Below are 23960 nucleotides of genomic sequence, written 5' to 3' on the forward strand. Positions count from 1 at the left end.
TTTTATCTATCTTTCTCCCATCGCATCCCCTCTTGTTCCTGCCCTTTTCATTTTGCTTGAGCGGATTGTCAGGCGCAATCGCTTTCATAAAAAATCCTTACAGCTTCTTAACATTCGCCCTTAGTTCTTTACACCTGCTTTATACGGGATTCGCTATAATGGAACTCGTTAAGAAAGGAAGGGTTTGGATATGGAAATGATCGTTATCTTGTTTTATGGCGTTGCCATTGTCCTGTTAGCATATTTGTTTTACATGCTGTTTAAGGGTGAATCCATATGAACAGCGCATTGATTTTGCAGGATGTCGTTTATGTCGTGGCACTGCTTGCCATCGGATATCCGCTTGGCTGTTATATCTACAAGATTTATAACGGGGAGCGTGTAGCTCTCATGCGGATTTTTGCACCGCTGGAGCAGCTGCTGTACCGTGTGATGGGAGTCGATGAAGAACAGCAGATGCATGCGAAAAAATACGCATCCAGCGTTCTGTGGTTTTCGCTTTTCGGTTTTCTGATCGTTATGGGGCTGCATCTGGTACAGGCATGGCTGCCGCTGAATCCGGAGCAGCTGGAAAACACCAGTGTGCATCTTGCCTACAACACAGCCGCAAGCTTTGTATCCAATACAAACTGGCAGGCATATTCGGGAGAAACCACACTGTCCTATCTGACGCAGATGGCAGGACTTACCGTACAGAACTTTGTATCTGCGGCTACCGGAATCGCTGTTTTGTTTGTCCTGTGCAGAGGCTTTGTGCGCAGGGAAACAAAAAATCTTGGAAACTTCTGGAGTGATCTTGTAAAGATTACACTGTACATTCTGCTGCCGCTGTCTGTCGTGGTATGCCTGATCCTGGTCAGTCAGGGGGTTGTACAGACACTGGATCCGTATGCATCCTATACGACACTGGAAGGAACACAGGGCGTGTTGCCGCTGGGACCTGCGGCCAGTCAGATTGCCATCAAGCAGCTGGGCACCAACGGCGGCGGCTTCTTCGGTGTCAATTCGGCATTCCCGTATGAAAATGCAACACCGCTGTCCAATATTATTGAAGCGCTCTGCTTACTGCTGATACCGGCTGCTCTGTGCTTCACCTTTGGAAAAGCGGTCAAGGATACCCGGCAGGGAAAGACGATTCTTATTGTTATGACGGTAATCTTTGTCGCTGCACTGGTGGGCCTGAGCTGTGCGGAAATCTTCGGTGCCCCATCCTGGGATAGCGTAGCATCTCTTGGCGGAAGCATGGAGGGAAAGGAAACCCGCTTCGGTGTCGGCGGAAGCTCTTTGTGGGCTGCGGCAACAACTGCCGCAAGCAATGGCTCGGTCAATGCAATGCATGATTCTCTGACTCCCCTTGGCGGCATGATCACCATGTTTCTAATGCAGCTAGGCGAGGTCGTTTTTGGCGGTGTGGGCTGCGGCTTGTACGGTATGCTGGCCTTTGCCCTTTTAACGGTGTTCATGGCCGGGCTGATGGTCGGACGCACACCGGAATACATCGGCAAGAAGATCAATGCCTTCGACATGAAGATGGTCTGCATCATCATTCTGGTACCGCCGCTGTGTCTGCTGCTGGCAACCGCAATCACCACCCTTTTCCCGGCAGCACAGCAGCTGCAGGCTGACGGCGGGTGGCTGAGCAACACCGGAAGTCACGGCTTCTCTGAAATTCTGTATGCCTACACCTCCATGGCGGGGAACAACGGAAGTGCCTTTGCCGGCTTCCAAGCCAATACGGTGCTCACCAATGTGATGGGTGGTACGGTGATGCTGCTGGTACGCTTTCTTCCCATGGTTGCGGTTATCTATCTGGCGCAGAGTCTGGCCAGCAAGAAATATGTACCGGCCGGTTCGGGTACACTTGCGACAACATCCCCGCTGTTTGTCGGATTTCTGATTGTGATTGTGCTGATTGTCGGAGCGCTGACATTTTTACCGGTTCTGGCGCTTGGGCCGCTTGCGGAATTCTTTACGCAGCTGCATGTACTCGGTTGAAAGGGCAGGTGATATGCTATGAAGCAGGTAAATAAACAGGCAGTATACAGGGATTCCATACTGCAGGCATTGAAAAAGCTAGCACCCGCTGTTCAGGTGCATAATCCGGTTATGTTTATCGTATATATCGGGGCAATCTTTACTACCATATTGTTCATTGCCAATATCGCGGGGATAACGGATGAACCGTCCTGGTATGTATTCGTTATCGCGCTGATTTTATGGTTCACCGTGCTGTTTGCCAATTTTGCGGAGGCAATCGCAGAGGGCAGAGGACGGGCACAGGCGGAAAGCTTGAAAAAGTCAAGGAAGCAGGTAATTGCACATAAGCTCTCAAGCATTGCAGAGAAAGAAGCATATACCGATGTATCCTCCTCTGAATTGCAGGTGGGTGATATCTGCTATGTAAAAACAGGAGAAATAATACCGATGGACGGGGAAGTGATAGAAGGGATTGCTTCTGTCGATGAATCGGCAATTACCGGAGAAAGCGCACCGGTAATACGGGAATCCGGAGGTGATCGCAGTGCGGTGACAGGAGGCACGACCGTTGTCAGTGACTGGATCGTACTGCGGGTTACTGCCGCAAGCGGTGCGTCCTTTCTGGATAAGATGATTGCCATGGTTGAGGGAGCGGCACGAAAAAAGACGCCCAACGAAATCGCTTTGCAGATTCTGTTGATCACTTTGACCATCATCTTTCTGATGGTTTGCGCAACGCTGCTTCCGATTTCCCGGTATGTGAGAGATATGGTGGGACAGGGATCGGCAGTATCCCTGAGCAATGTGGTTGCCCTGCTGGTGTGTCTTGCCCCGACAACGATCGGTGCCCTGCTGTCCAGTATCGGCATTGCCGGCATGTCCAGACTGAATCAGGCAAATGTACTGGCAATGAGCGGACGTGCCATTGAAGCAGCCGGTGATGTGGATGTACTGCTGCTGGATAAAACCGGTACGATAACGCTGGGAAACCGGCAGGCAGTTGCCTTTCAGCCCGTACAGGGGGTGCAGGAGCAGGAGCTTGCGGAAGCAGCTCAGCTTTCCTCTCTGGCGGATGAAACTGCCGAGGGAAGAAGTATCGTTGTACTCGCAAAAAAGAAATTCAATATCCGTGAGCATTCCATGCAGCAGCTTCATGCCAGATTTATCGAATTCTCCGCAAGAACCCGCATGTCCGGCATTGATATGGACGGCGGTATGGAAATTCGCAAGGGTGCGGCAGATGCGATCAGAAGATACGTGGAGGCCGGTGGGAACACATATCCGAAGGAGTGTGAAGAAGCGGTTCAATCCATAGCTGAGCAGGGGGGGACACCGTTGGTTGTCGCTAAAAACCATAGGGTGCTCGGTGTTATCTATCTGAAGGATATCGTAAAGGACGGTATACAGGAAAATTTTGAAGCGCTGCGCAAAAGCGGTATCAAAACGATTATGATAACCGGGGATAATCCGATGACCGCCGCAGCCATTGCAGCGGAAGCAGGCGTGGACGATTTTGTCGCTGAGGCAACACCGGAAACCAAGCTGGAGCTGATTCGGGAATACCAAAGAAAGGGGCACTTAGTTGCTATGACCGGGGATGGGACAAATGATGCACCGGCCCTTGCACAGGCGGATGTCGCTGTGGCGATGAATTCCGGTACACAGGCAGCGAAGGAAGCAGGCAATATGGTGGATCTTGACTCCAGCCCGACCAAGCTGATTGAGGTTGTTCGCATCGGAAAACAGCTGCTGATGACACGCGGGGCACTGACCACATTTTCCATTGCCAACGATGTAGCGAAGTATTTCGCCATCATACCGGTGCTGTTTATGGGAATCTTTCCAAATTTGGCCGCTCTGAATATCATGCATCTGACAAGCACGACCACGGCAATTCTTTCCGCGGTTATCTACAATGCCTTTATCATTATCGCATTGATTCCCTTATCCCTGCGCGGCGTGAAATATCGGGAGCTTCCGGCGGATAAACAGCTGCGGCACAATCTGATGATATATGGTGTCGGAGGAATCATCCTGCCATTTATCGTTATCAAGCTGATTGACATGGCACTTACCATGTGCGGCATTGCTTAGGAGGTAGAAAGATGAAAAAAGGAAAAAAGACATGGATCGCGGCATTGCTCTGTATGTTGTCGATGACGCTCATTTGCGGATTGCTCTATCCGCTGGTTATGACTGTCTCGGCATCGCTGCTCTTTCCTGAACAGGCCAATGGCAGCCAGCTTACGGTGACAAGGAATGGCAAAACGCAGAATGTGGGATCCGCCCTGATCGGACAGTCCTGGACAAAGCCGGAGTATCTGATCGGACGACCAAACAGCGGCGCACCGACAAACCGCAGTGCTGTTTCCGACGAGCAGCAGCAGGCGGTTGCTGATTCTGTGGCATGGTGGCATGCATTTGATCCTCAAACAAGGGGAAAGGATATACCGGAGGATCTGGTAACGGCATCCGGCAGCGGTGTCGATCCGGAAATCAGTCCGCAGGCTGCCTATTTTCAGGTGGAGCGCATTGCCCGTGTACGAAAGATATCACAACAGAGTGTTCGCAAGATTATCGACAAATACACCACAGGCAAAACCTTCGGATTTCTGGGAGAGGAACGCGTCAATGTGTTAAAGGTCAATCTGGAGCTGGATGGTTATACGATCAGTGAGTAAAGGTATTTGCATCATCTTAACATCACCTCCTATCTGCTAACGGCACATTAACCTGACCGCTGTTAGAATATAGGTGTAAGGAAGGTGATGGATATGTTGAGTACCATCGATATCGTAATCAGTGCGGGAGGTATTCTGCTTGCGGCTGGTCTGCTGTATGCAGCCTACCGTCTTATGAAATCTGCCGTTGATACCAAGCAGTGCCATATGCACTGAAGTAAGACATTTTAAACAAAGCAATAACGATGTAAAGGAACCCTGGCGGTACCTGTAAAAGTAGCGTGTAAGCACACAGTGTCCTACATGCTCTAGCAGGTACCTTTTTTTATAGAAATCTGCTGCAGCTGAAAAACAGCACGGATAAAAGAAAGCGCCCGCATCTTGTCGAGGAACAGAGAGAACCCTACTTGTTCATTTCATTTTATACTGAAAAAAGCACCTGATCGTATCGGTGCGTTCATTCACTGTACGTACAGGTGCTGATTGAAAACAGTGCTGCGGTTTCCCTGTTTTTTGGATGATCATCTGCCATGGCGGTATGCACGCTCCAGCGCTGTATACGGTGCACCTTGCGCGCTGTACCTGCGAGCATGTAAATCACGATCACGATCACGATGCCCAATACAAGGCAGAACAACCGGTTTTCGATGGCTGTTTTGGTGTCCAGAATGACAAGGGATGCATTCAAGGCTGAAATGGCATTGATCACCTGCTTGTATTTGTATTCCGGTAGAAAGAAGCCGATATAACCCAGAAGCATGATGACCAGCATTGCATACTGCTGAGGAATCAGCAGCTGGAAGAAAACGAAGAACAGCACGATCCCGGCCAGTGTACCGATGAAACGGTGGCGTATCCTTTCCAGTGTTTCGGAAAATTCCAGCTGTGTCAGGGACATCACGACGATGCTGATCCATAACGGCTTGGAAAGCTGGAGGATGGAGGCGATGAGCATGGCAAGCGATATTCCCAGCGACATGCGAAGAATATAGCTGCGATGCAACCTACTGCGCTGAAACTGCTCTTTCAGGGTACAGCCGTCTCTGCCGATGCCCTTTCGTTTCCAATTCAGGACGATACAGCCGCAGATCAGCAGTGCTCCAAAGCTCACGCATGCCAGGCGTGCAGGAAACTGCGTCCAGGGAACATAGGTGGATTGTGAAAATACAAAGCAGAGCAGAAAGGAGATGTTCGCCTTCATTTCCATTGGCTCACTGATGAGTGCCAGCAACAAAACGAGAAACCAGAAATTGATGAGGAAAGCGAGAGCGGGGTGCAGCAATGCACTCTGCGCAGCGATTCCCCCGCCGATATACAGCAGCAGAACAATGCAGCATATAGCGCCGGGGCGTACATGCAGCTCGCTGTTGGGAAGCATGGTGAAGCCTACGGACAGGGCTACGGCAGTCAGCGTATTCTCCGCATGAAACATCATTTGAAACAAAAAGATAAAGCCGACATTGATAACAAACCGAAAAGCATTGTAGAGCGCTTCTTTAGCAAAGGACATACTGATTTTGCGCATGACATCACTCCTTTTTTAACCTTTTCTTGCTTTTTTACAAAGTTTCCGTTATGATGTGCATATAGTAAATATCAATGAATAGTACATAATCATGTACTAATTGTATTGTATCCGTTTTTGAAAATATGTCAATACCAAACGAAGGAGGATATCACCATGAACCACACGACTTCCATGCAGGAACTGATTCGATTGCTGCCGCACTGGCACTATAAAGTAGAGCGCAGCATCCGCCGGCAACAGAAATCAAGACAGATCAGCTATGAAACTTATTTCTGTCTGATGACGCTGAAAAACTGCGGACAAATGAAAATGGGAGAGCTCGCAAAGGCAATGCGTCTCAGCAAGCAGCAGGCTACCCACATGATTGACAGTCTGCATCGCTATGGTCTTGTGGAACGAAGTGAAAATCCTGGCGACCGGCGAAGCATCTATATAGGAATCACAGCACAGGGCTTTCGCTTTCTAAAGGAAAATGCGCTGGATGCCACAGCATTATATGAACAGATGCTGCAGAAGCTCAGCGACAGGGAAATCGCAGCTTTTGAACAAGCCGTCCATACCATGCTGGAGGTACTTACAAAGCTGGATTAGCAGGTAAGTGCTGAATACAAATAGTTGCAGCGCAGCATTTCCATATAGAATAGAAACCGGTTACTTTATGAAGCTATATCAAAATGGGGAAAGGAAGCTGATCACCGGTGTAAACCATCATTCGCTTCCTTCTGCATGGGCTGAGGCATTTCAAGTAAGAAGCCTTTAGCCACAATGAAAAGTAAAATGCTGTTTCAGAGCTGAAAAAAAGCGTGTAAAACGCAGGCGATCGTTAAAGCAAAAGAAAAAAGACGCTTCATGATTTCAAGTTCTTTCTAATTTAGGGTGTTTGCGGACAGAGGAAATTCAGCTTCCATTGATAAAAGTGTTGAATCTCCTGTTTAAAGTTACCCAAATCGTTTAAGAACCGATAGCAGATGAAACGCCTTTTTTTAATGCTGCTTGATAAATCGAAGTCCTACGAAATCCACCCGAATTTCAGGCATGCCTTATAGATGCCGTCATCGACATTGCGCTCGGTAACGTAATCCGCCTTTTTCTTCAGCGCATCGCAGGCATTGCCCATAGCAATACTGAACCATGCATCATCAAACATAACCAGATCGTTATAATCATCCCCGAATACGACAACATCCTCCACAGGGCCGCCAAGGCGCTCCATCATATCCAGAATGCCTTCCTTCTTGCGGTCATGCTGAAACATCAGATACGTCTCGACAAAGCGAAGATTCCCCAGCGTATCCTTTTTCGTAAGTCTGTGCTCCTCCTCTTTGGGAACGGATATGTAAAGCTTATAAATATCCTTTACCTGATCAATGTCAAAGTCCGCATGGAATATGTAATTGGTTGGTTCCTTCCGCTCACCGCACTGCCGCAAGAAACGATCATCCACATCGTACACATCGATCGAATCATCCAGCATCACCAGTGCACCATAGCCCAGAGCGCGTGCTTCCTTATAAACTGCGATTGCCTTCTGCCGGTCTAGCGGTGTATTCATGATCAGCTCATCATTGATCACCAGACCGTTCCCTCCGCAGCATACCATGTTATGCAAACCCGAAGCTTCCATAAAGCCCCTTGCTTTATAGTGAGCTCTTCCTGTGGCGATTGCGACAAAATGTCCTGCCTCCTGCAGTCTGTCCAGCGTCTTTTGGGCACTGGGAACAATTTTTTTCGTCGCATTATCCGTCAGCGTACCGTCAATATCGAAAAACATATACTTTTTCTTCATGAAATCCATCCTCCTTTATCGTCTTTATCATAACGGCTAGGAGGGAAATTGACAAGAAAAAAACGATGCTGGGCAGCGATTGCAGGCTGTTGTCTTTCCCTTACCGACAGCTGTAGGCATCCTGTTTTTCAGCGTTTGCTCATAATTTTTCAGCTTATGCACAAGCTAAGTAAAGAGAAAAGGAGTTGTGTTTATGAAAATCGGATACGCCTGTATATGCCTTGATGCGCAATTTCATTTTGAAACCTGCATCCAGAAATTTGCGACAGAGGACCGTCTGCGCAGTATTATCCGTGCTAATCTGGAAACACTGCAAAAGCTGCTGGAGTATAATGCAGGGCACAACATCCGTATGTATCGTCTGTCCTTCGACCTGATTCCCTTTGGCTCCAGTCCGGTCAATACCATACCCTGGCTGGATGAATTTGCTGCGCAGTTTCAAAGCCTGGGGGACTATGTACGAAAAAACAATATGCGTGTATCCCTGCATCCCGGTCAGTACTGTGTGATCAATTCACCGCGAGAGGATGTCGTAGAGCGCAGTATCGATGAGCTACTGTATCATGCGTCCATTCTGGAGGCGATGGGATTGGATGCAACACATAAAATGGTGCTGCATGTCGGTGGCATCTATGGCGATAAGCAGCAGGCGATGCAGCGCTTTGCAAGGGTATACCGGCGTTTGGATCCCATCATTCAAAAGCATCTCATAATAGAAAATGACGACCGCTACTATACAGTAGAGGATGTCTTGTATTTGTCAGCGCAGCTTTCGATTCCGGTGGTATTCGATAATCTGCATCATGCCATACTTCCTCCACCAGTAGAGCGCACACAGCTGGAATGGCTCCGTCTGGTATCCGGCACATGGAAAAAAGAGGATGGCATCATGAAAATACATTTCTGCCAGCAGGATGTGAAAAAGCGTAAGGGAGCACATGCGATGCACATTGATGCCGATACATTTCTGGAGTTTATCCGCGAGCGGGAAGGGCTGGATATGGATATCATGCTGGAGGTAAAGGATAAAAACATATCCGCAATCAAATGCAGGAATCTGTTAGAGAAAACGCTGCAGGATGCACAAGCGGAGTGGAAGCGATACCGGCTGTTGTTTTTACTCGACAGTACCCGCCTGTATGAGGTCTGGAATACGCTTATGCACAGCAGCTGTGGGATTCAAAGTCTTGATTTTTATCATGTATGCGAGGATATCGGCAGAAGAGTGCACACCGCTTCGGATGTTTCGCGTATGCTGCAGCATGTAATACAGAATACGGACTGGACACAGCGTACAGCTAATCTGCTGCTACGTGCTGTAACGGCATATGAAGCCCGGGAAAAAAGCCTGGAGCAGCTGCTGGACACCCTGCTTCGAGCGTGTGAGCGTGAACAACGGTATGACCTGTATGATGCGGTGCTGCTTCTGAAAACCTATGAGGTATAAAACCGTAAGGATGAGACATACTACCTATGACAGGAGGCTGGAATATGAATAAACTAGTACAGAAAGCAGCGTGTATCGCGCTTTTGGCAGCACTGATGGGCGGCTGCAGTATGAATGACAAGAAGGATGCAAATACGAAAACAAACGAGACCAAGGAAGCTGCGGAAAAAAGCGTAAAGGACGCCAAGAACAAGACGGAAGACAGCATTGATAATGTCATGAATTATTTCAAGGATAAAGGTCTGAAATATGAAAATTCCAAGGCGATCACCGATATTGACTTTGCGGCTTATGAGGGCAGAAGCTTTGATTACAACGGAAGCACCGGATATTTGTATCGCGTGAAATCCGATGATGACAATATGAAAAAGGTCCTGAAGGAAGCAAAGGATAACGGCAAGGTGAAGGTCAGCATCAATAATAAGGAACAGGAATACGGTGCCAAGGTAAACGGTGATTTCCTATTCCTCTACGATACCAATGCAGATTGGAATGATGTTGTCACGGCATTCCCGAATTATACCTATGCAGGTACGGGGACAACCGGAACCAACGGAACAAATGGTGTAAGCGAGCCCTCCAATCCGGGGACTACGAAGAATGCGAATGAGCAGAACAGCAATGTCAATACACCAAATGATGCCAAAAACGGAATGGAAGACTAAATAGCTTACATAGAAAAGCGGATGCACCTCATTGTGAATCTGCTTTTTTTATACAGCCATCGTATGAATCTTTCAAATATAGGGTAGGGAAGCTCACTTGCAGTAATAGCATGCATTTTTTTATATAGGACAGCGTATAGGGTAAGCCGCTATGCTGATGATATTGCTGTGTTCCCATATTTTTATAGATAAATTGCATTGTTACATGTATAATGTAACAATAGGGCATATCATAAAGACATCAAGAAAGGATGTGCCTTATGATGAGTGATAGAAAACTGGCAACAATGATGTTGAATGCTGTATGGAATGAGGATGTCAGAGGTCTGCGTCGCGTACTTCGCATGGGAGCGGATCCAAACTGGATATTCAATGGATATCCGATTCTGATTCATGCTGTTTTCACAAGAAATGAAAAAATTATGATGCTGCTGATCAAGGCAGGGGCCGTGCAGGTTGAGGAGGCACTGGGCTTTGCACTGGATCGCTGTGTGGGAGAGATGATATTTCCGCTGGCATTTCTGGGAATCGTGCCAAAGGAGGAAGAGGTCAAGGAGGAATTCGGACCTTACCCGTCCCGGTACTGTCCGCTCGATTATCCGCTTCCTGCACGAGCATAGACGGGAGGAATTATGAAACGATGTGCTGCCTGTATCCGTATGCTTCAGCTTTTGCGTTCCCGCGGGTTTATGACGCGCGAGGAGCTGGCACAGGAGCTGAATACCAATGTTAGAAATATTCTGGAATATCGCAAGGAGCTGGAGGAAGTGGGGTATGTGATTGAAGGGACGACCGGAAAATACGGCGGTTATCAGCTGAAATCCGGAACGCTTCTTCCCGTGGCGGGGCTGTATGAGGAGGAGCTGCGCTCCCTTCAGGAATCCAGACGCTATCTGGAAAGCCACCGTGATTTTCTGCCTTATGCAACATATTGCAGAGCAATTGATAAATTTCTGGCAACAACCACGCTGCAGGTGCGGGAAAGCGGCGTGTATGTGGAAGAGAGCGCGGATGTAACCGGTGCAATGATATCGATGATACGCATCTGTGAGCAGGGAAGAGATGCCCTTTTTGCAGTGGAGCTGCAATATAAAAGTCTTCATGCTTCTGATTTTGAAACCATCGTCATTCAGCCCTATGAAATCATCAATGTAAAGGGCAGCTATTATTGTCTTGCATATTCGCTGAAGGCCAGAGCTTATCGAAACTTCAAATTCAGTGAGGAGCGTATGCGGAATGTGCGGCTGACCAGACGTCCGTTTGTACGGGATGCGGACTTTCATATCCGTGATTATATCGGGAAGACAGGACTGATCCGTGATGAAATCATCGAGCTGAAGCTGTATGTCTATGGAGAAAGCGCCCGCCTGATCAGTGAAAAAAAGCCCGGTATTTCTCCGGTGCTGGAATGGGTGGATGAGCAGACACTGTATCTGACCACCATGATGGAGGGAAGAATCAGTGCGCGTAATTTTCTGCTGTCGCTGGGAAACCAGTGCCAACTTGTCAGTCCGCAGGACCTGAAGCAGGAAATCCATGCGATTGCAAAAGATATGCTCGCTTTATATTCCTAATTTCTCTTACATCTGGTATAATTTTACCTGGAGAGTGAGTTGATACGCAATGCTGCATCTTACAGATATAAAGAAATATGAGCGCTGTCCCAGAGCCTTCTGGCTGTCACGGCGCCAAAAAAAGGAATTTGTTCCCTTTGTAAATTATAATGAAAGCATGAGCGAGCTGGTAAAGCAGCTGCTGATGATCCGCGAAGAGGATGCGTTCGTCGGACAGGCGAATGACAGTGGGGAACTTGCATTACAGGCGCTGCATGAGAAAAAAGTGCTCATCCACGCCCGCTTTGTCTATGAAGATTTAAGAATCAACGTACCGTTTCTGGTACAGGAGGATGGCAGGCGTATTCTTTATTTCACCTATCGCAGCTGTTTTCCCAAGGAGCATGAGGCTGTCCGTATGGCACAGTATCTGGCGGTGCTGGAAAAGCTGGGGGTCTCGATTGATGCAGTGTATGCCATTCATCTGAATGCGGCGTATGTCCGAGGAAAAGAGCTGGATGTCAGACAGCTGCTGATCGTTGATGAATATTTATACAACGGTAAGAACAAGGCGCACAAAACGATTCGGGAATTGCTGGATAAGCAGGAAATCGATTTGGATGCCATGCTGGAAAAGCTGCATGCCTGTGAGGCTATGGACGATATCCCCGTCAAGCGAAGTCATGTGTGTACACGCGGCGGCAAGTGTATGTATTATGACGACTGCTTCCCGGAAGTGCCGGCGGATGATTCCATTTTGAATCTGGTGCAGGCTGCTCAAAAATATGAAATGCATGAGGAGGGGATCACCACCCTGCGGGATGCGGATATCGATCGAATCGAGGGAACACGTCATCAGTATGCGCAGATCATGGCGGCCCGCAATCACGGACTGTATGTGGATAAGGGAGCGCTGCGCTGCTGGAAGAAGGCACATATCCAGACACCGGTTTCCTATCTGGATTTTGAATGGGAAACCTATGCGTTTCCTCCGTATGAGGGTATGAAGCCCTTTGATGTCCTGGTTTTCCAGTATAGTCTGCATATTGAGGAGCAGCAAAAGCTGCGTCATGTCGGCTTTATCGGAGAGGGGGACTGCCGCAGGGCTTTCCTTGAGCATCTGCTTGCCCATATTCCGAAGACGGGAACGATTCTCGTCTATAATATGGATGGGGCGGAAAAGCTGCGTCTGGTACAGCTGGCACAGCAGTTTCCGGAATATGAGGAGCGTTTACGTGCTGTGTGGGAGCGTATGGTTGATCTGTCACTTCCGTTTTCAACCGGAAATGTCTATGATATCCGGATGGCAGGCTTTTACTCGCTGAAGAGGCTGGTACCTGTATTCTCTGATTACAGCTATCAGGATCTGGAAATTTCCTATGGTATGGATGCGGTTGAAAAATGGAGGGAATACTGTACGGCTGACGCAGAAAAAAAGCAGGAAATCTATGGGCAGCTGGAGCAATACTGTGCCATGGATACCTATGCTGAATATATCGTGTATCATGCCCTGGAGGATATGATGCGTGACTAAGCGACATATGGGAGCCTATTTGTGTGCTCTGCTGTTATTTGGCACACTGGGTCTGTTTGTACGGCAGGCGCATGTCGCAGGTGATGTGCTGGCCTTTCTGCGAACGCTCATCGGTGCCGCGTTTCTGGGTGTTCTTCTTTTGCTTCAAAGACATCGCATACAGAAAATCGGTGGCAGGCAGCTGCTGTATGTACTGCTGTCTGCCGCCTTTCTGGGCTTTAACTGGGTCTTTCTGTTTGAAGCCTATGTCGCAGCTACGATTTCCATTGCAACGGTGATATATTATACAGCACCGCTGCTGGCGCTTCTGGCGGCGGTCTTCCTCTTTCATGAGTCTGTAACTTTGCGTATTGTATTGGGCATCGTACTGACGATGGGAGGCCTTTTGTGCATAACGCAGGTAACGGGCACTGCTGTGCAGCTCAAGGGAATACTGTTTGCGGCTGCCGCTGCACTGTGCTATGCGGGTGTGTTGCTTACAAACCGGTTCCTTCATGATATCGACGGTCTGTACTTTACCTTTTTGCAGCTGCTGTGCTCTGCAGGTATTCTGTTTGTTTATCTGCTGCTGGAAGGACGCATTCAGCTGATACCAGAGCTTCCGGCAGCCTCATGGCCCTGGATCATGTGTATCGCCGTGGTGCATACCGGAGTCGCCTATGCGCTGTATTTTACTTCACTGCATCATCTTACCAGCTCGCAGGCAGCCGTTGGCAGCTACCTTGATCCCTGTATAGCGCTTCTATTGTCGATTTTTCTTCTGCGTGAGCCGTCCACCCTGATGCAGGGAATCGGAATTGCTGCCATAGTAGGCGGTATTATAATCAGTGATTCACCAGCATGAACCGTGTCTGGTGAATTTTTTTGTCAGCAGTCTTTCTGCCACTGCAGTTTCTTTGACAAAGGCTGTACAGCGGGTGAAGACTGCCTGTGCTGTTCATAAGGGGGTTCATCAAAGAGCTGTCAGTACAGCTGCACAGTGAATACGGGCGGTACTGCCGTAACTTCAGGCAGATGTATCACCTGCAGAAGCAGGGACTCCCATGGACATAAGAGCCTTGTTTCCTATGAATGCTGGAATCATCCGGACAAAGGCGGGTAAGGGTCACAGGGATACTCTTTCAAATTCCGCCAAAGCTGTGGTACAATAAGCAAAAGGAAGTGAGCATATGCTGTATGATCTTTACCGGAAGCAAAAGACTTCCCCACAGAAAGCAATGGAAGGTCAATTTCTGTTTGGCATATACAGGCTGGAGGAATGGAAGGGTCTGGTAGAAGCCTTCGGGTTTTCACCGGGGACCCTTGTGGAGCTGAATCACATGGATCAAAGCCGCACGCTGCATAAGCTGGACAGCTATTACGGCTACTGCTTTGGCTTTGTACATCCGCTGAAAGTCCGTAAGGAAGCCGCAGCAGGTATTGGTTTATACTGCCGGCAAAGGGAAGTGATTCTAATCAGTGAGAATACGGATCAGCTGCTGGATTTTTTTCGGCTGCTTCAGCAGCTTCCGGCAGCACAGCTCAGTGCTGAGCATATTCTTTCGCTGTTCTTTGAATTCCTTTTGAAGAAGCATAAGGAGGAGCACGATCAGCTCGAGGATTTGATTGAGGAGCTGGATAATGATGTTCTGAATGATAATCTGCAAAATTTCAATCAGCGGATTACCGGAATCCGAAACAGGATTCGCTACCTGCTGCAATATGATGAGCAGTTCAGCGATGTATGCGAGGAGCTGCTGGAGGATGAAAACGACCTGTTTGCCCGAGAGCAGCTGCACCATCTTCGCATCTGTTCCGATCGGGTGGAACGACTGGGACAGCATACCCGCACCCTGCGCGATTACAGTGTGCAGGTTCGTGAATCCTATCAGGCGCAGGTGGATATCCGCTTGAATCGCATGATGTATATATTTACGATCGTTACGGTGATTTTCCTTCCGCTGACACTGATTGTCGGCTGGTATGGCATGAATTTCACAGGAATGCCGGAGCTGCATTGGAGGTATGGATATCCCTTTGTCATCATTCTTTCTCTTGTTTCCATCGGTATCTGTGTATGGTCTATTTACCGAAAACGGATACGAAAATAAGAGGGAGGAAGACTTCACGGATAGCGTATGCGCGTCACTCTGGCTGTATTGCATAGGGGAAACGTATGAGATGGAGCGGTATGTGTAAGGATTTAGACAGGCTTTGCAGAGGACAGGTCATGGATACTCATCGGTTGTCTGTTATAGACCTTGTGGGACATCGGTAGAAACAACGATATAGAAATTACTGCCACGCATATATTTGTTTTCGCCCTTATTCAAGCTGTTTTAAAGATATAAAGCGGTGAATGGTAACGAAACATAGGAAGGAATGTGTAAAAAATAGCGGAAATAAGTTGACAAAGGCTAACAAATTGCATATACTAAAGGAGAAGTTAGACAAATATAACAAGATTGTGGTACATTCCTTCTCACGTACTGTATTCTTTTTCCTCTATAACTTTACAACCCAATGATAATCAGCTCTGACTTCTATTTATAAAGGACGGTTCCTCGACCGTCCTTTTATCTGGAAGACGTGGAATTCAAATGGTGAAATCCACAATGCAACGCCCAATCAAATGCTTAACTAGACTCGTGAACTGTCTTTTGGACGCAGGACTCTATATTTCATTGTAAGATAGATACGCCTGCTTACCGGAAGAGGTGGTGTAATTTTTAAAATAAAAGTTGACAAAGGCTAACACATGGTGTATTCTATAGGAGAAGTTAGATAAAACTAACAAGACTGCAGAGCGTTCCTTTCTCACGTGCTGCTGTATTGTATCCTCTATAACTTTACAACCAATACTATCATCTGACTTCTTTTCTGAAAGGCGGTTTCCTCGACCGTCTTTTTTTAGTCCCTTTAAGAAGCCATGCAGGCAGCCAGACGGGATTAGCATCCTGTCTTATCTCTGGGACAGGCAAGTGTAAGGGCTATCTTAAAAAACATCATCAAAAACACGTAAAATCCGATGGGAGAAGCCGGAAAAGTATGGTAAGATTATAGCGCAAGTGAGGAGTGTGTATTGCTATGGCTTTTTTACCAACGACCAGAGAGGAAATGCTGGAGCAGGGATTCGAGAGTGTTGATTTTGTTTATGTGAGCGGAGATGCCTATGTGGATCATCCGTCCTTCGGCTGTGCAATTATAACGAGAACATTGCAGGCATACGGCTACAGCTGTGCTATTCTGCCGCAGCCCGACTGGCACAACGATGAGGAATTTACACAATTCGGTGAGCCGCGTCTGGGGTTTCTTGTATCTGCCGGAAATATTGATTCCATGGTGAATCATTATTCTGTCAATAAGCGAAGAAGAGATAAGGATTCCTACAGTGATGAGGGAGTTATGGGAAAGCGGCCGGATCGCCCGACCATTGTCTATACGCAGATATTAAAGCGTCTGTTTCCGCATAAGCCGGTTCTGATTGGCGGTATTGAGGCAAGTCTGCGGCGTCTTTCCCATTATGATTACTGGGATGATAAGGTGCGCAGAAGCATCCTCATCGATTCACAGGCTGATTTATTGATGTATGGGATGGGAGAAAACACCATCATCGAGGTTGCCGATGCATTAAACAGCGGATTGCGGGCAGAGGATCTCTGCTATATCCGGGGAACCTGCTGGAAAACCAAAGCTCTGGAATACCTGAGCGATTATGTGCTGCTGCCCTCCTATGAAGCGGTGTGTGCAGATAAGCATACGTATGCAAAGAGCTTTCACATACAGCATGAAAACATTGATGCCATCGCAGCCAGTGTGCTGGTGGAGCCATATGACGGCTGGTATGTCGTACAGAATCAGCCTCCGCTGCCGCTGACGCAGGAGGAAATGGATTTCACCTATTCGCTGCCCTACGAGCGCACCTATCATCCTCGCTATACATATATTCCTGCGATTGAAGAGGTACAGTTTTCCATTGTCAGCAACCGCGGCTGTTTCGGCTCCTGCGCTTTCTGTGCAATTACGCATCATCAGGGACGCGTGATTTCCACAAGAAGCAGGGATTCCATCGTCGATGAAGCGAAGCGTATTACGGAAATGCCGAATTTCAAGGGCTATATTCATGATGTCGGAGGACCGACTGCCAATTTTTCAAGAGAAGCCTGCGATAAGCAGCGGGAATACGGCGCGTGTAAGAATCGGGAGTGTCTGTTTCCCAAGGGCTGTGCAAATCTGAAGGTGGATCACAGCCGCTATCTGGAAATTCTTCGGACAGTGCGCGCACTGCCAAGAGTGAAAAAGGTGTTTATCCGTTCCGGTATCCGCTATGATTACCTGATGTATGATAAAAATGATGAGTTCTTCGATGAGCTTGTACAGCATCATATCAGCGGTCAGCTGAAGGTCGCTCCTGAGCATATCAATGCGGCAGTGCTGGATAAAATGGGGAAGCCGAGAAAAGAGCTGTATCTGAAATTTGTGGATAAATTCAAGCAGAAGAATGAGCAGTTCAACAGGAATCAGTTCATTGTTCCCTATCTTATGAGCTCTCATCCCGGCAGTGATCTGCAGGCGGCGATCGAGCTTGCCTGCTATCTGAAAAAAATCCACTATACGCCGAAGCAGGTTCAGGATTTCTATCCGACTCCGGGGACACCGGCAACCTGTATGTATTATACCGGTCTGGATCCGAAGACGATGCGTCCGGTTTATGTTGCACGAACCTATGAGGAAAAAGCGATGCAGCGGGCACTGATGCAGTTTACCTATCCGCAAAATTATGATCTTGTCTACAAGGCGCTGAAGACAGCCGGCCGTATGGATCTGGTGGGGAATTCACCGAAATGTCTGATACCGTATCGCAAGGGGCATACCGGAAATAAGTTTGCAGGAGGAAGACAGAAGGAGCAGCACAGAAAGTCCTATGCAAATAAAGCTTCGAAACCGCAGCGAAGGGGGAACCGCTCATGAAAATCTTTCGTGAGGTGCTCGTGATCTTCGGACTGTATTATGTCGGAGAGCTGATCAGTACGACGTTGTCCCTGCCGCTTCCCGGAAGTCTGGTCGGTATGATTCTGCTGTTTGTGCTGCTGCAGCTGCATATTGTTGAGCTGGAGCAGATTGCGACGGTTTCCGATTTTCTACTGGGACATCTGCCGTTTTTCTTCCTTCCTGCCGGTGTGGCGCTGATGGCCAGCTTTTCTGCGATGAAGGGCTTATGGATCTGGATGATGGTCATCTGTCTTGTGACAACGATCATCACGATGGGCTGCAGCGGGCGTATCATCCAGCATATGATGGAAAGGAAATCAAAGCCATGAAAGAGCTGCTGAAAAATCCGATGTTCGGCATCCTGCTTTCGCTGGCAGCCTTTGAGGCAGGACTCTTACTGCAAAAGAAGACAAAGCTGATTTTCCTCAATCCGCTGCTTACCGCCATCATGATGGTCATCGCTGTGCTCATGCTGAGTGGAATCGGGCTGGAAACGTATCAGCTGGGTGGTGATATCATTTCCTTGTTTCTTGGTCCTGCCACCGTGGTTCTGGCTGTTCCGCTGTATCAGCAGGTGCACAGCCTGAAAAACTATTTTGTTCCGATCATGGTAGGGATCGTCTGCGGAATTGCTGTCGGACTGGTATCCACGCTGCTGTGTGCCTGGCTTGTACAGATGGAGCCTGCCATCATCGCCAGTCTCGTGCCGAAATCCATTACAACGCCGATCGGCATGGAGCTGAGTGTTGAACTGGGCGGTATTCAGGCAATTACCGTACTTGCTATTCTGGTCACCGGCATCATCGGTGCCGTTGTGGCTGAATTTGTTTTCCGTGTTTTTCGCATCGAGCATCCGATTGCGCGGGGAATTGCACTGGGCTGCAGTGCCCATGCGATCGGAACCAGCAAGGCTTTGCAGCTCGGGCATGTGGAAGGCGCAATGAGCTCTCTTGCGATCGGTGTATGCGGAATTCTCACGGTTTTTCTCGCACCGCCGGTATGGAGTCTGGTATCTGCTTTACTATAATTCCATAACTGCATTGCATATGTATAAAAGGCAGGCACACGCATAGTTCGCGAGCCTGTCTTTTTCGTATCGGTATGCTTATATGGGAGGAATATTCAGCTCTTCACTGATTTCAAGCAGTAATCTGCAGTCACGATTATGCAGTGTGCCATCAATGGGAAGTGCAAGCAGCCTTTGGAATGCACATACATTTTCTGTAAAGGAGGCATTGCTTTGGCTCTTGTCATAGGCCTTCAATACCTTCCTTAGCAGCATCTCCATGTCCGATTCCTTCAGCTGTTCACATAAGGCAGGGGGCTCACGCTTCAGAATATCAGCATCCTGCAGGCTGTGGTACAGGTGTTTTGCTTCCTTTTTCAATACCTGCTGCCATTCCGCTTTGGAAGCAGCTGTCCTGCTGCTTTGGCACTGGGCGAGCCAGGCATACAGAAGCGATTTTCCAAGAAACAGCTTCAGTATTTCATAGCTGCCATTTGTCTCTTGCAGCAGCAGCTCCCATGCATCCCATGGCAGAAGCTGTGCAGGCTCCTTTGGCAAAGCATTTACAAGCGCCTGCAGTGCGCGCTTCCTGCTGTTAATTTTATCCTTGGCTGCGGCACTGTCTGCACCACCGGCTTCTATATGAAGCTGGTTGTACAGCGCAGCTTCGCTTATCTCCTGCTCATCTGTTGCACATACGGGAACACAGGTCTGAAGAAAACGCTGCCACTGTTCTTGCTCGTGTGTCGTGGAAGAGGCTGTCCCGCAGGCAGCAATCGACACAGAGCAGGACATATGCTTCTCAAAAACCTCCTCAGCGATTTTATATACGCGCTGATGAAGGAGAAGCCAGGGCGGCAGGAACGCCGGATTCGTCTCCCTTGAAAGCTGCATCCAGATATCCTCCGCGCGCTGACGGAGCAGCTCCGCCGGCAAGGTAGGATTCAGATAGCGCAGAGCATACAGGAAGGCTTCAAAGGAAAACGACGGTTTGTTTTTTTCATGCAGCTTGTGCAATGATTGTAGCATTGGCTGAGTCTGTATATGCAGCTTTGGCATCATATAAACGATGAGCTCACTGTGTACGCCCGGATACAGGTGCAGGACGATATGAGCGGCATGGAAGTGCTTTGCACGGATATCGATTTCATATCCGGCAGTCTGTGTTTCGTCCACATACAATGGGATTTCAGGTGTTCTTCCATCCTCTTTTGTCATGAAGAAATCTTCATAGACAAGAACGCTGTTGTGCTTCATTGTAATGCGGAGCATGGCATTCGGTATATTGAAAAGTCCCAGACCACAGGTGGCATGGATCTGTAACGTACCTGTTGCGATAGTATCACCCCCTACTTTACGGTATGTGAATGCAAAGAAACGGCATGGTGGTTTCGCCTACATCTTTATGTGAATTATGGGATGATTGCATGGAATTGTGGATTTCAAAGTACAGCTGTTGACCATCCAGGGCTTCCGTATTATAGTATGTGTAAATGTTTCATGCAGGGAATATGAAAGGCAAAGGTACGTGCTTTTATAAGAAATGAGGAAGTGATTGCTCATGTACTTCGCTGCAAAATAGCAGTCCGATGGATACGATAAATCCTTTGTGCACAAAGGAACTGCGCATGAAAGAAAAGGCGAAGCACAGGATGATGAAGCACTCGATCATCCGTTTTTATAAAGCGTATGGTGTTACACAGCCTACATTTGAAGAAGACACAGCCGGCAGGCTGAGCGACTTGTTTATCGAACAGGCAGGAAGCTCCACCAGACTCTTTATTTCAAAAGCTCAAAGAACGCCGGATTACGGAATTGCGGATTCCTGGCGGCTGCCGCGGTCCTGCATCAGGAGGTGCAAACATGAATAAACAAAAGAAACCCTTATATTTTTATTATCTGCTGATACTGATTGTCATTGTTGCGGGAAATATGCTGTTTTCCGCAATGGAACAGAGTCGAATCAAGGATGTCAGCTACAATACCTTTATTAAACAGACAGAACAGAAAAAGATCGACAAGGTGGAAATCGGTGATCAAAGCATCAGCTATACGCTGAAAAAGGATGAAAAGACGATTTATCAGACGGAAACGATGGAAACGGATACCGCGCTGTCTCAGCGGCTGTATGATGCCGGGGCAACCTTTACAAGAGTACACACGAAGGAAATGAATCCCTGGCTGTCCTTCCTGATAACGGGTATCCTGCCGATTATTCTGCTGTTCTGGTTCGGTAACCACATGTTTAAGAAGATGCAGAAGAAAATGGGCGGTGATGCCATGAGCTTTGGGGGAGGCGGCTTAGGCGGCTTTGGAAAGAGCGATGCGAAAATATATGTAAAATCACAGACAGGGAAAACCTTTCTGGATGTGGCTGGACAGGAGGAAGCCAAGGCTGCGCTGCAGGAAATGGTGGAATTTCTCAAAAGTCCCCAGCGCTATACCCAGATCGGTGCACAGATGCCAAAGGGAGCTCTGCTTGTCGGGCCTCCGGGTACCGGGAAGACACTGCTTGCGAAAGCGGTGGCAGGGGAAGCAAATGTACCGTTTTTCTCAATCAGCGGTTCGGAATTTGTCGAGATGTTTGTCGGGCGCGGAGCTGCCAGAGTCCGTGATCTGTTCAAACAAGCCAGAGAAAAGGCACCGTGTATCGTGTTTATTGATGAAATCGACACCATAGGAAAGAAGCGGGATGGTGCAGGTGTGGGTGGTAATGATGAACGGGAACAGACGCTGAATCAGCTGCTGGCGGAAATGGACGGCTTTGACGGAAGTACCGGCGTCATCCTTCTAGCTGCTACCAATCGCCCGGAATCTCTGGATCAGGCACTGCTTCGTCCGGGACGCTTTGACCGGCGCATACCGGTGGATTTACCGGATCTTGCCGGGCGTCAGGCCATTTTGCAGGTACACGCCAAGGATGTTCGCATGGGCAAGAATATTGACTTTCGTGCAATCGCAAGAGCGACTGCCGGTGCGAGCGGTGCGGAGCTGGCCAATATTATCAATGAAGCTGCCCTGCTTGCGGTCAAGGATAACCGGACACAGGTCATCCAAAAGGATTTGGAGGACAGCGTGGAAACGGTGATCGCCGGATATGAACGTAAAAACGCTGTCATATCAACCAAGGAAAAGCTGATTGTATCCTATCATGAAATCGGCCACGCACTGGTTGCGGCCAAAGCGAAAAACAGTATGCCGGTAACGAAAATCACGATCGTACCGCGAACAAGCGGTGCACTTGGCTATACCCTGCAGGTTCCGGAGGAGGAAAGCAACCTGATTACCAAGGAGGAGGCATTCACCAAAATCATGACCTGCTGCGGCGGACGTGCTGCAGAGGATCTGGTGTTCCATTCCATCACCAGTGGAGCCAGCAATGATATCGAGCAGGCAACCAAGATTGCCAGAAGCATGATTACGCGTCTGGGAATGAGTGAAACCTTCGGGATGACAGCACTGGAAACCGTGAATAATAAATATCTGGGCGGCGATACCTCGCTTGCCTGCAGCGATCAGACAGCAACCCGTGTCGATGAAGAGGTCGTCAGGCTGATACAGCAGGCCTATGAGGAAGCACGCCGCATTCTGGAGGAGAACAAGGAGAAGCTGCATGAGCTGGCAAAATTCCTGTATGAGCGTGAAACGATAACAGGAGAGCAGTTTATGGAAATCGTCAATCGCGTTCCTCAGCTCGAAACAGCACAGAATTTGTAGAAAGAAAGCGAAAAGCAGCGCTTTCTTTTGCGTTATGAAAGGCGTGCTGTGCTATAATAGAGTATGTAAATACGTGAAGCAAGCACAAGGAGGGTTCTATGCCAAATATTATTACACATAAGATTTTTGCGGAAGAAGTGCTGAAGAGCATGACCAAGCACGATATCCGTTCCATGATAGAGCGTCATCCGCAGATATTCTACATCGGCAGCAATGGTCCTGATTTCCTGTTCTTTTCTCATATCAAGCCATGGGAATCCTATAAAAGTCATGCGCTGAACAGGCTGGGCAGTGCCATGCATGCACATGGTATCAATGCGTTTTATGAAACAGCAATCGAATGCATCCGTGCACAGAAGCATGAGGATGTAAAGGAGCTGATGAGTGTTTATCTGTTTGGTCACCTGTGTCACTGGGCGCTGGATAAGACGACACATCCCTATATTTTCTATCGTACAGGGAACTGCCGGGGTGTCAGTGCAGGTCTGCATCACCGCTTTGAGTCTATGATGGATACCATGATGCTGAAAAAATACCGCGGCTTGAGTATCCGGGATTATCCGTGCTATGAAATCTGTGCATATGATGAGGATATTCTGAAGGCGATCGCCCGCATATACGTACCAGCTGCACGCAAGGTTTATCACCATGAGGTTAAGGTACACGATATCAGGGAAACCCTGAACTCCTGGTATGATGTACAGAAGCTGCTGTATGATCCTGCAAATATTAAATATCCGCTGTTAAAGGGCTTTGAGACGCTTGCACGCAAGCCCTGGGCTGTCAGCGGCAACGTTGTCCGTCCGTCTGTGGATGAGCGCTATGATGTATTGAACGAAGAGCATGCGATCTGGAAGCATCCGTGTGATGATACGATCACATCCAACGCTTCTTTTATTGATATGTTCAACGAGGCAATTGAAACGGCTGTTCGTGTGGTTGACAAGGCATACGGCTGTATAGAATACGGAGCTGACAGTCAATCTGTGCTCGAGCTTCTGCAGGATGCCGCCTACGATACCGGAATGGACGGCAAGCGGGATATGAAGTATTTCGATATTATCTATGACTGATGTAATTGCTGGTAAGGGGCAT

Annotated in this window: 21 protein-coding genes; 18 read left to right on the plus strand and 3 right to left on the minus strand. The window is 48.3% G+C overall.

The window, feature by feature from the left end:
• Nucleotides 1–276: 276 nt before the first annotated feature.
• The 4 genes from kdpA (at nucleotide 277) to KSZ58_RS23155 (ending at nucleotide 4874) form a co-directional block, all read left to right on the plus strand.
• Nucleotides 277–1995 carry a potassium-transporting ATPase subunit KdpA gene (gene kdpA / locus KSZ58_RS05790; RefSeq protein ID WP_074747975.1) on the plus strand — a complete coding sequence of 573 codons (1719 nt, stop codon included), beginning with the start codon at nucleotides 277–279 and terminating at the stop codon, nucleotides 1993–1995.
• Between the two features lie 18 nt (nucleotides 1996–2013).
• Nucleotides 2014–4071 (plus strand): potassium-transporting ATPase subunit KdpB, encoded by a 2058-nt coding sequence (kdpB, locus tag KSZ58_RS05795; RefSeq protein WP_009269350.1) that lies wholly within the window; start codon nucleotides 2014–2016, stop codon nucleotides 4069–4071.
• Between the two features lie 11 nt (nucleotides 4072–4082).
• Entirely contained in the window at nucleotides 4083–4658 is a 576-nt protein-coding gene (locus KSZ58_RS05800) for a potassium-transporting ATPase subunit C (protein WP_002608534.1), read from the plus strand.
• 93 nt (nucleotides 4659–4751) lie between these two features.
• Nucleotides 4752–4874: a hypothetical protein gene (locus KSZ58_RS23155; protein ID WP_009587526.1), complete on the plus strand. Its 123-nt coding sequence runs from the start codon at nucleotides 4752–4754 to the stop codon at nucleotides 4872–4874.
• A gap of 241 nt (nucleotides 4875–5115) precedes the next feature.
• Here KSZ58_RS23155 and KSZ58_RS05805 read toward each other — a convergent pair whose 3' ends face one another.
• A complete protein-coding gene (locus KSZ58_RS05805; RefSeq protein ID WP_074747978.1) occupies nucleotides 5116–6183 on the minus strand; it encodes an FUSC family protein in 1068 nt (355 codons plus the stop codon).
• A 156-nt stretch (nucleotides 6184–6339) separates the two neighbouring features.
• Between KSZ58_RS05805 and KSZ58_RS05810 the strand changes: the two genes are divergently transcribed.
• Entirely contained in the window at nucleotides 6340–6777 is a 438-nt protein-coding gene (locus tag KSZ58_RS05810) for a MarR family winged helix-turn-helix transcriptional regulator (protein ID WP_002608537.1), read from the plus strand.
• 418 nt (nucleotides 6778–7195) lie between these two features.
• On the opposite strand, the gene KSZ58_RS05815 is transcribed toward KSZ58_RS05810, so the two are convergent.
• Complete coding sequence (locus KSZ58_RS05815; RefSeq protein ID WP_008819494.1) at nucleotides 7196–7972, minus strand: HAD-IIB family hydrolase; 777 nt, start codon at nucleotides 7970–7972, stop codon at nucleotides 7196–7198.
• 193 nt (nucleotides 7973–8165) lie between these two features.
• Between KSZ58_RS05815 and uvsE the strand changes: the two genes are divergently transcribed.
• The 10 genes from uvsE to KSZ58_RS05865 all read left to right on the plus strand — a co-directional run bounded on the left by uvsE (nucleotide 8166) and on the right by KSZ58_RS05865 (nucleotide 19169).
• Entirely contained in the window at nucleotides 8166–9419 is a 1254-nt protein-coding gene (gene uvsE / locus KSZ58_RS05820; RefSeq protein ID WP_009587485.1) for a UV DNA damage repair endonuclease UvsE, read from the plus strand.
• 44 nt (nucleotides 9420–9463) lie between these two features.
• Nucleotides 9464–10084 (plus strand): hypothetical protein, encoded by a 621-nt coding sequence (locus tag KSZ58_RS05825; protein ID WP_008819492.1) that lies wholly within the window; start codon nucleotides 9464–9466, stop codon nucleotides 10082–10084.
• Between the two features lie 260 nt (nucleotides 10085–10344).
• Nucleotides 10345–10704, plus strand: a complete 360-nt coding sequence (locus KSZ58_RS05830) for a hypothetical protein (protein WP_002608541.1) — start codon at nucleotides 10345–10347, stop codon at nucleotides 10702–10704.
• 12 nt (nucleotides 10705–10716) lie between these two features.
• Complete coding sequence (locus KSZ58_RS05835; RefSeq protein WP_009269347.1) at nucleotides 10717–11658, plus strand: YafY family protein; 942 nt, start codon at nucleotides 10717–10719, stop codon at nucleotides 11656–11658.
• A 49-nt stretch (nucleotides 11659–11707) separates the two neighbouring features.
• A complete protein-coding gene (locus tag KSZ58_RS05840; RefSeq protein ID WP_008819490.1) occupies nucleotides 11708–13171 on the plus strand; it encodes a DUF2779 domain-containing protein in 1464 nt (487 codons plus the stop codon).
• Nucleotides 13164–14015 (plus strand): DMT family transporter, encoded by an 852-nt coding sequence (locus tag KSZ58_RS05845; protein ID WP_009269346.1) that lies wholly within the window; start codon nucleotides 13164–13166, stop codon nucleotides 14013–14015. The genes KSZ58_RS05840 and KSZ58_RS05845 overlap by 8 nt, the downstream gene beginning before the upstream one ends.
• A 325-nt stretch (nucleotides 14016–14340) precedes the next feature.
• Nucleotides 14341–15261: a CorA family divalent cation transporter gene (locus KSZ58_RS05850; RefSeq protein ID WP_008819488.1), complete on the plus strand. Its 921-nt coding sequence runs from the start codon at nucleotides 14341–14343 to the stop codon at nucleotides 15259–15261.
• 976 nt (nucleotides 15262–16237) lie between these two features.
• A complete protein-coding gene (locus KSZ58_RS05855) occupies nucleotides 16238–18121 on the plus strand; it encodes a YgiQ family radical SAM protein (RefSeq protein ID WP_009269345.1) in 1884 nt (627 codons plus the stop codon).
• Nucleotides 18118–18471: a CidA/LrgA family protein gene (locus KSZ58_RS05860; protein ID WP_009269344.1), complete on the plus strand. Its 354-nt coding sequence runs from the start codon at nucleotides 18118–18120 to the stop codon at nucleotides 18469–18471. Before KSZ58_RS05855 ends, KSZ58_RS05860 begins: the two co-directional genes overlap by 4 nt.
• Nucleotides 18369–19169, plus strand: a complete 801-nt coding sequence (locus tag KSZ58_RS05865) for an LrgB family protein (RefSeq protein WP_254884705.1) — start codon at nucleotides 18369–18371, stop codon at nucleotides 19167–19169. The genes KSZ58_RS05860 and KSZ58_RS05865 overlap by 103 nt, the downstream gene beginning before the upstream one ends.
• A 78-nt stretch (nucleotides 19170–19247) precedes the next feature.
• Here the strand turns inward: KSZ58_RS05865 and KSZ58_RS05870 are convergent, their stop codons facing one another.
• Nucleotides 19248–20366 carry a hypothetical protein gene (locus KSZ58_RS05870; RefSeq protein WP_224727320.1) on the minus strand — a complete coding sequence of 373 codons (1119 nt, stop codon included), beginning with the start codon at nucleotides 20364–20366 and terminating at the stop codon, nucleotides 19248–19250.
• A 371-nt stretch (nucleotides 20367–20737) separates the two neighbouring features.
• Here KSZ58_RS05870 and KSZ58_RS05875 point away from each other — a divergent pair, with 371 nt between their 5' ends.
• The 3 genes from KSZ58_RS05875 (at nucleotide 20738) to KSZ58_RS05885 (ending at nucleotide 23938) form a co-directional block, all read left to right on the plus strand.
• Complete coding sequence (locus KSZ58_RS05875; RefSeq protein WP_224727321.1) at nucleotides 20738–21019, plus strand: hypothetical protein; 282 nt, start codon at nucleotides 20738–20740, stop codon at nucleotides 21017–21019.
• Nucleotides 21012–22865: an ATP-dependent zinc metalloprotease FtsH gene (gene ftsH / locus KSZ58_RS05880; RefSeq protein ID WP_002608551.1), complete on the plus strand. Its 1854-nt coding sequence runs from the start codon at nucleotides 21012–21014 to the stop codon at nucleotides 22863–22865. The genes KSZ58_RS05875 and ftsH overlap by 8 nt, the downstream gene beginning before the upstream one ends.
• Nucleotides 22866–22963: 98 nt before the next feature.
• Nucleotides 22964–23938, plus strand: a complete 975-nt coding sequence (locus tag KSZ58_RS05885; RefSeq protein ID WP_021420260.1) for a zinc dependent phospholipase C family protein — start codon at nucleotides 22964–22966, stop codon at nucleotides 23936–23938.
• Nucleotides 23939–23960 lie beyond the last annotated feature (22 nt).

It is taken from the genome of Erysipelatoclostridium sp. DFI.2.3, assembly GCF_019132535.1.
GTDB classification, from domain to species: domain Bacteria; phylum Bacillota_I; class Bacilli_A; order Erysipelotrichales; family Erysipelotrichaceae; genus Clostridium_AQ; species Clostridium_AQ innocuum.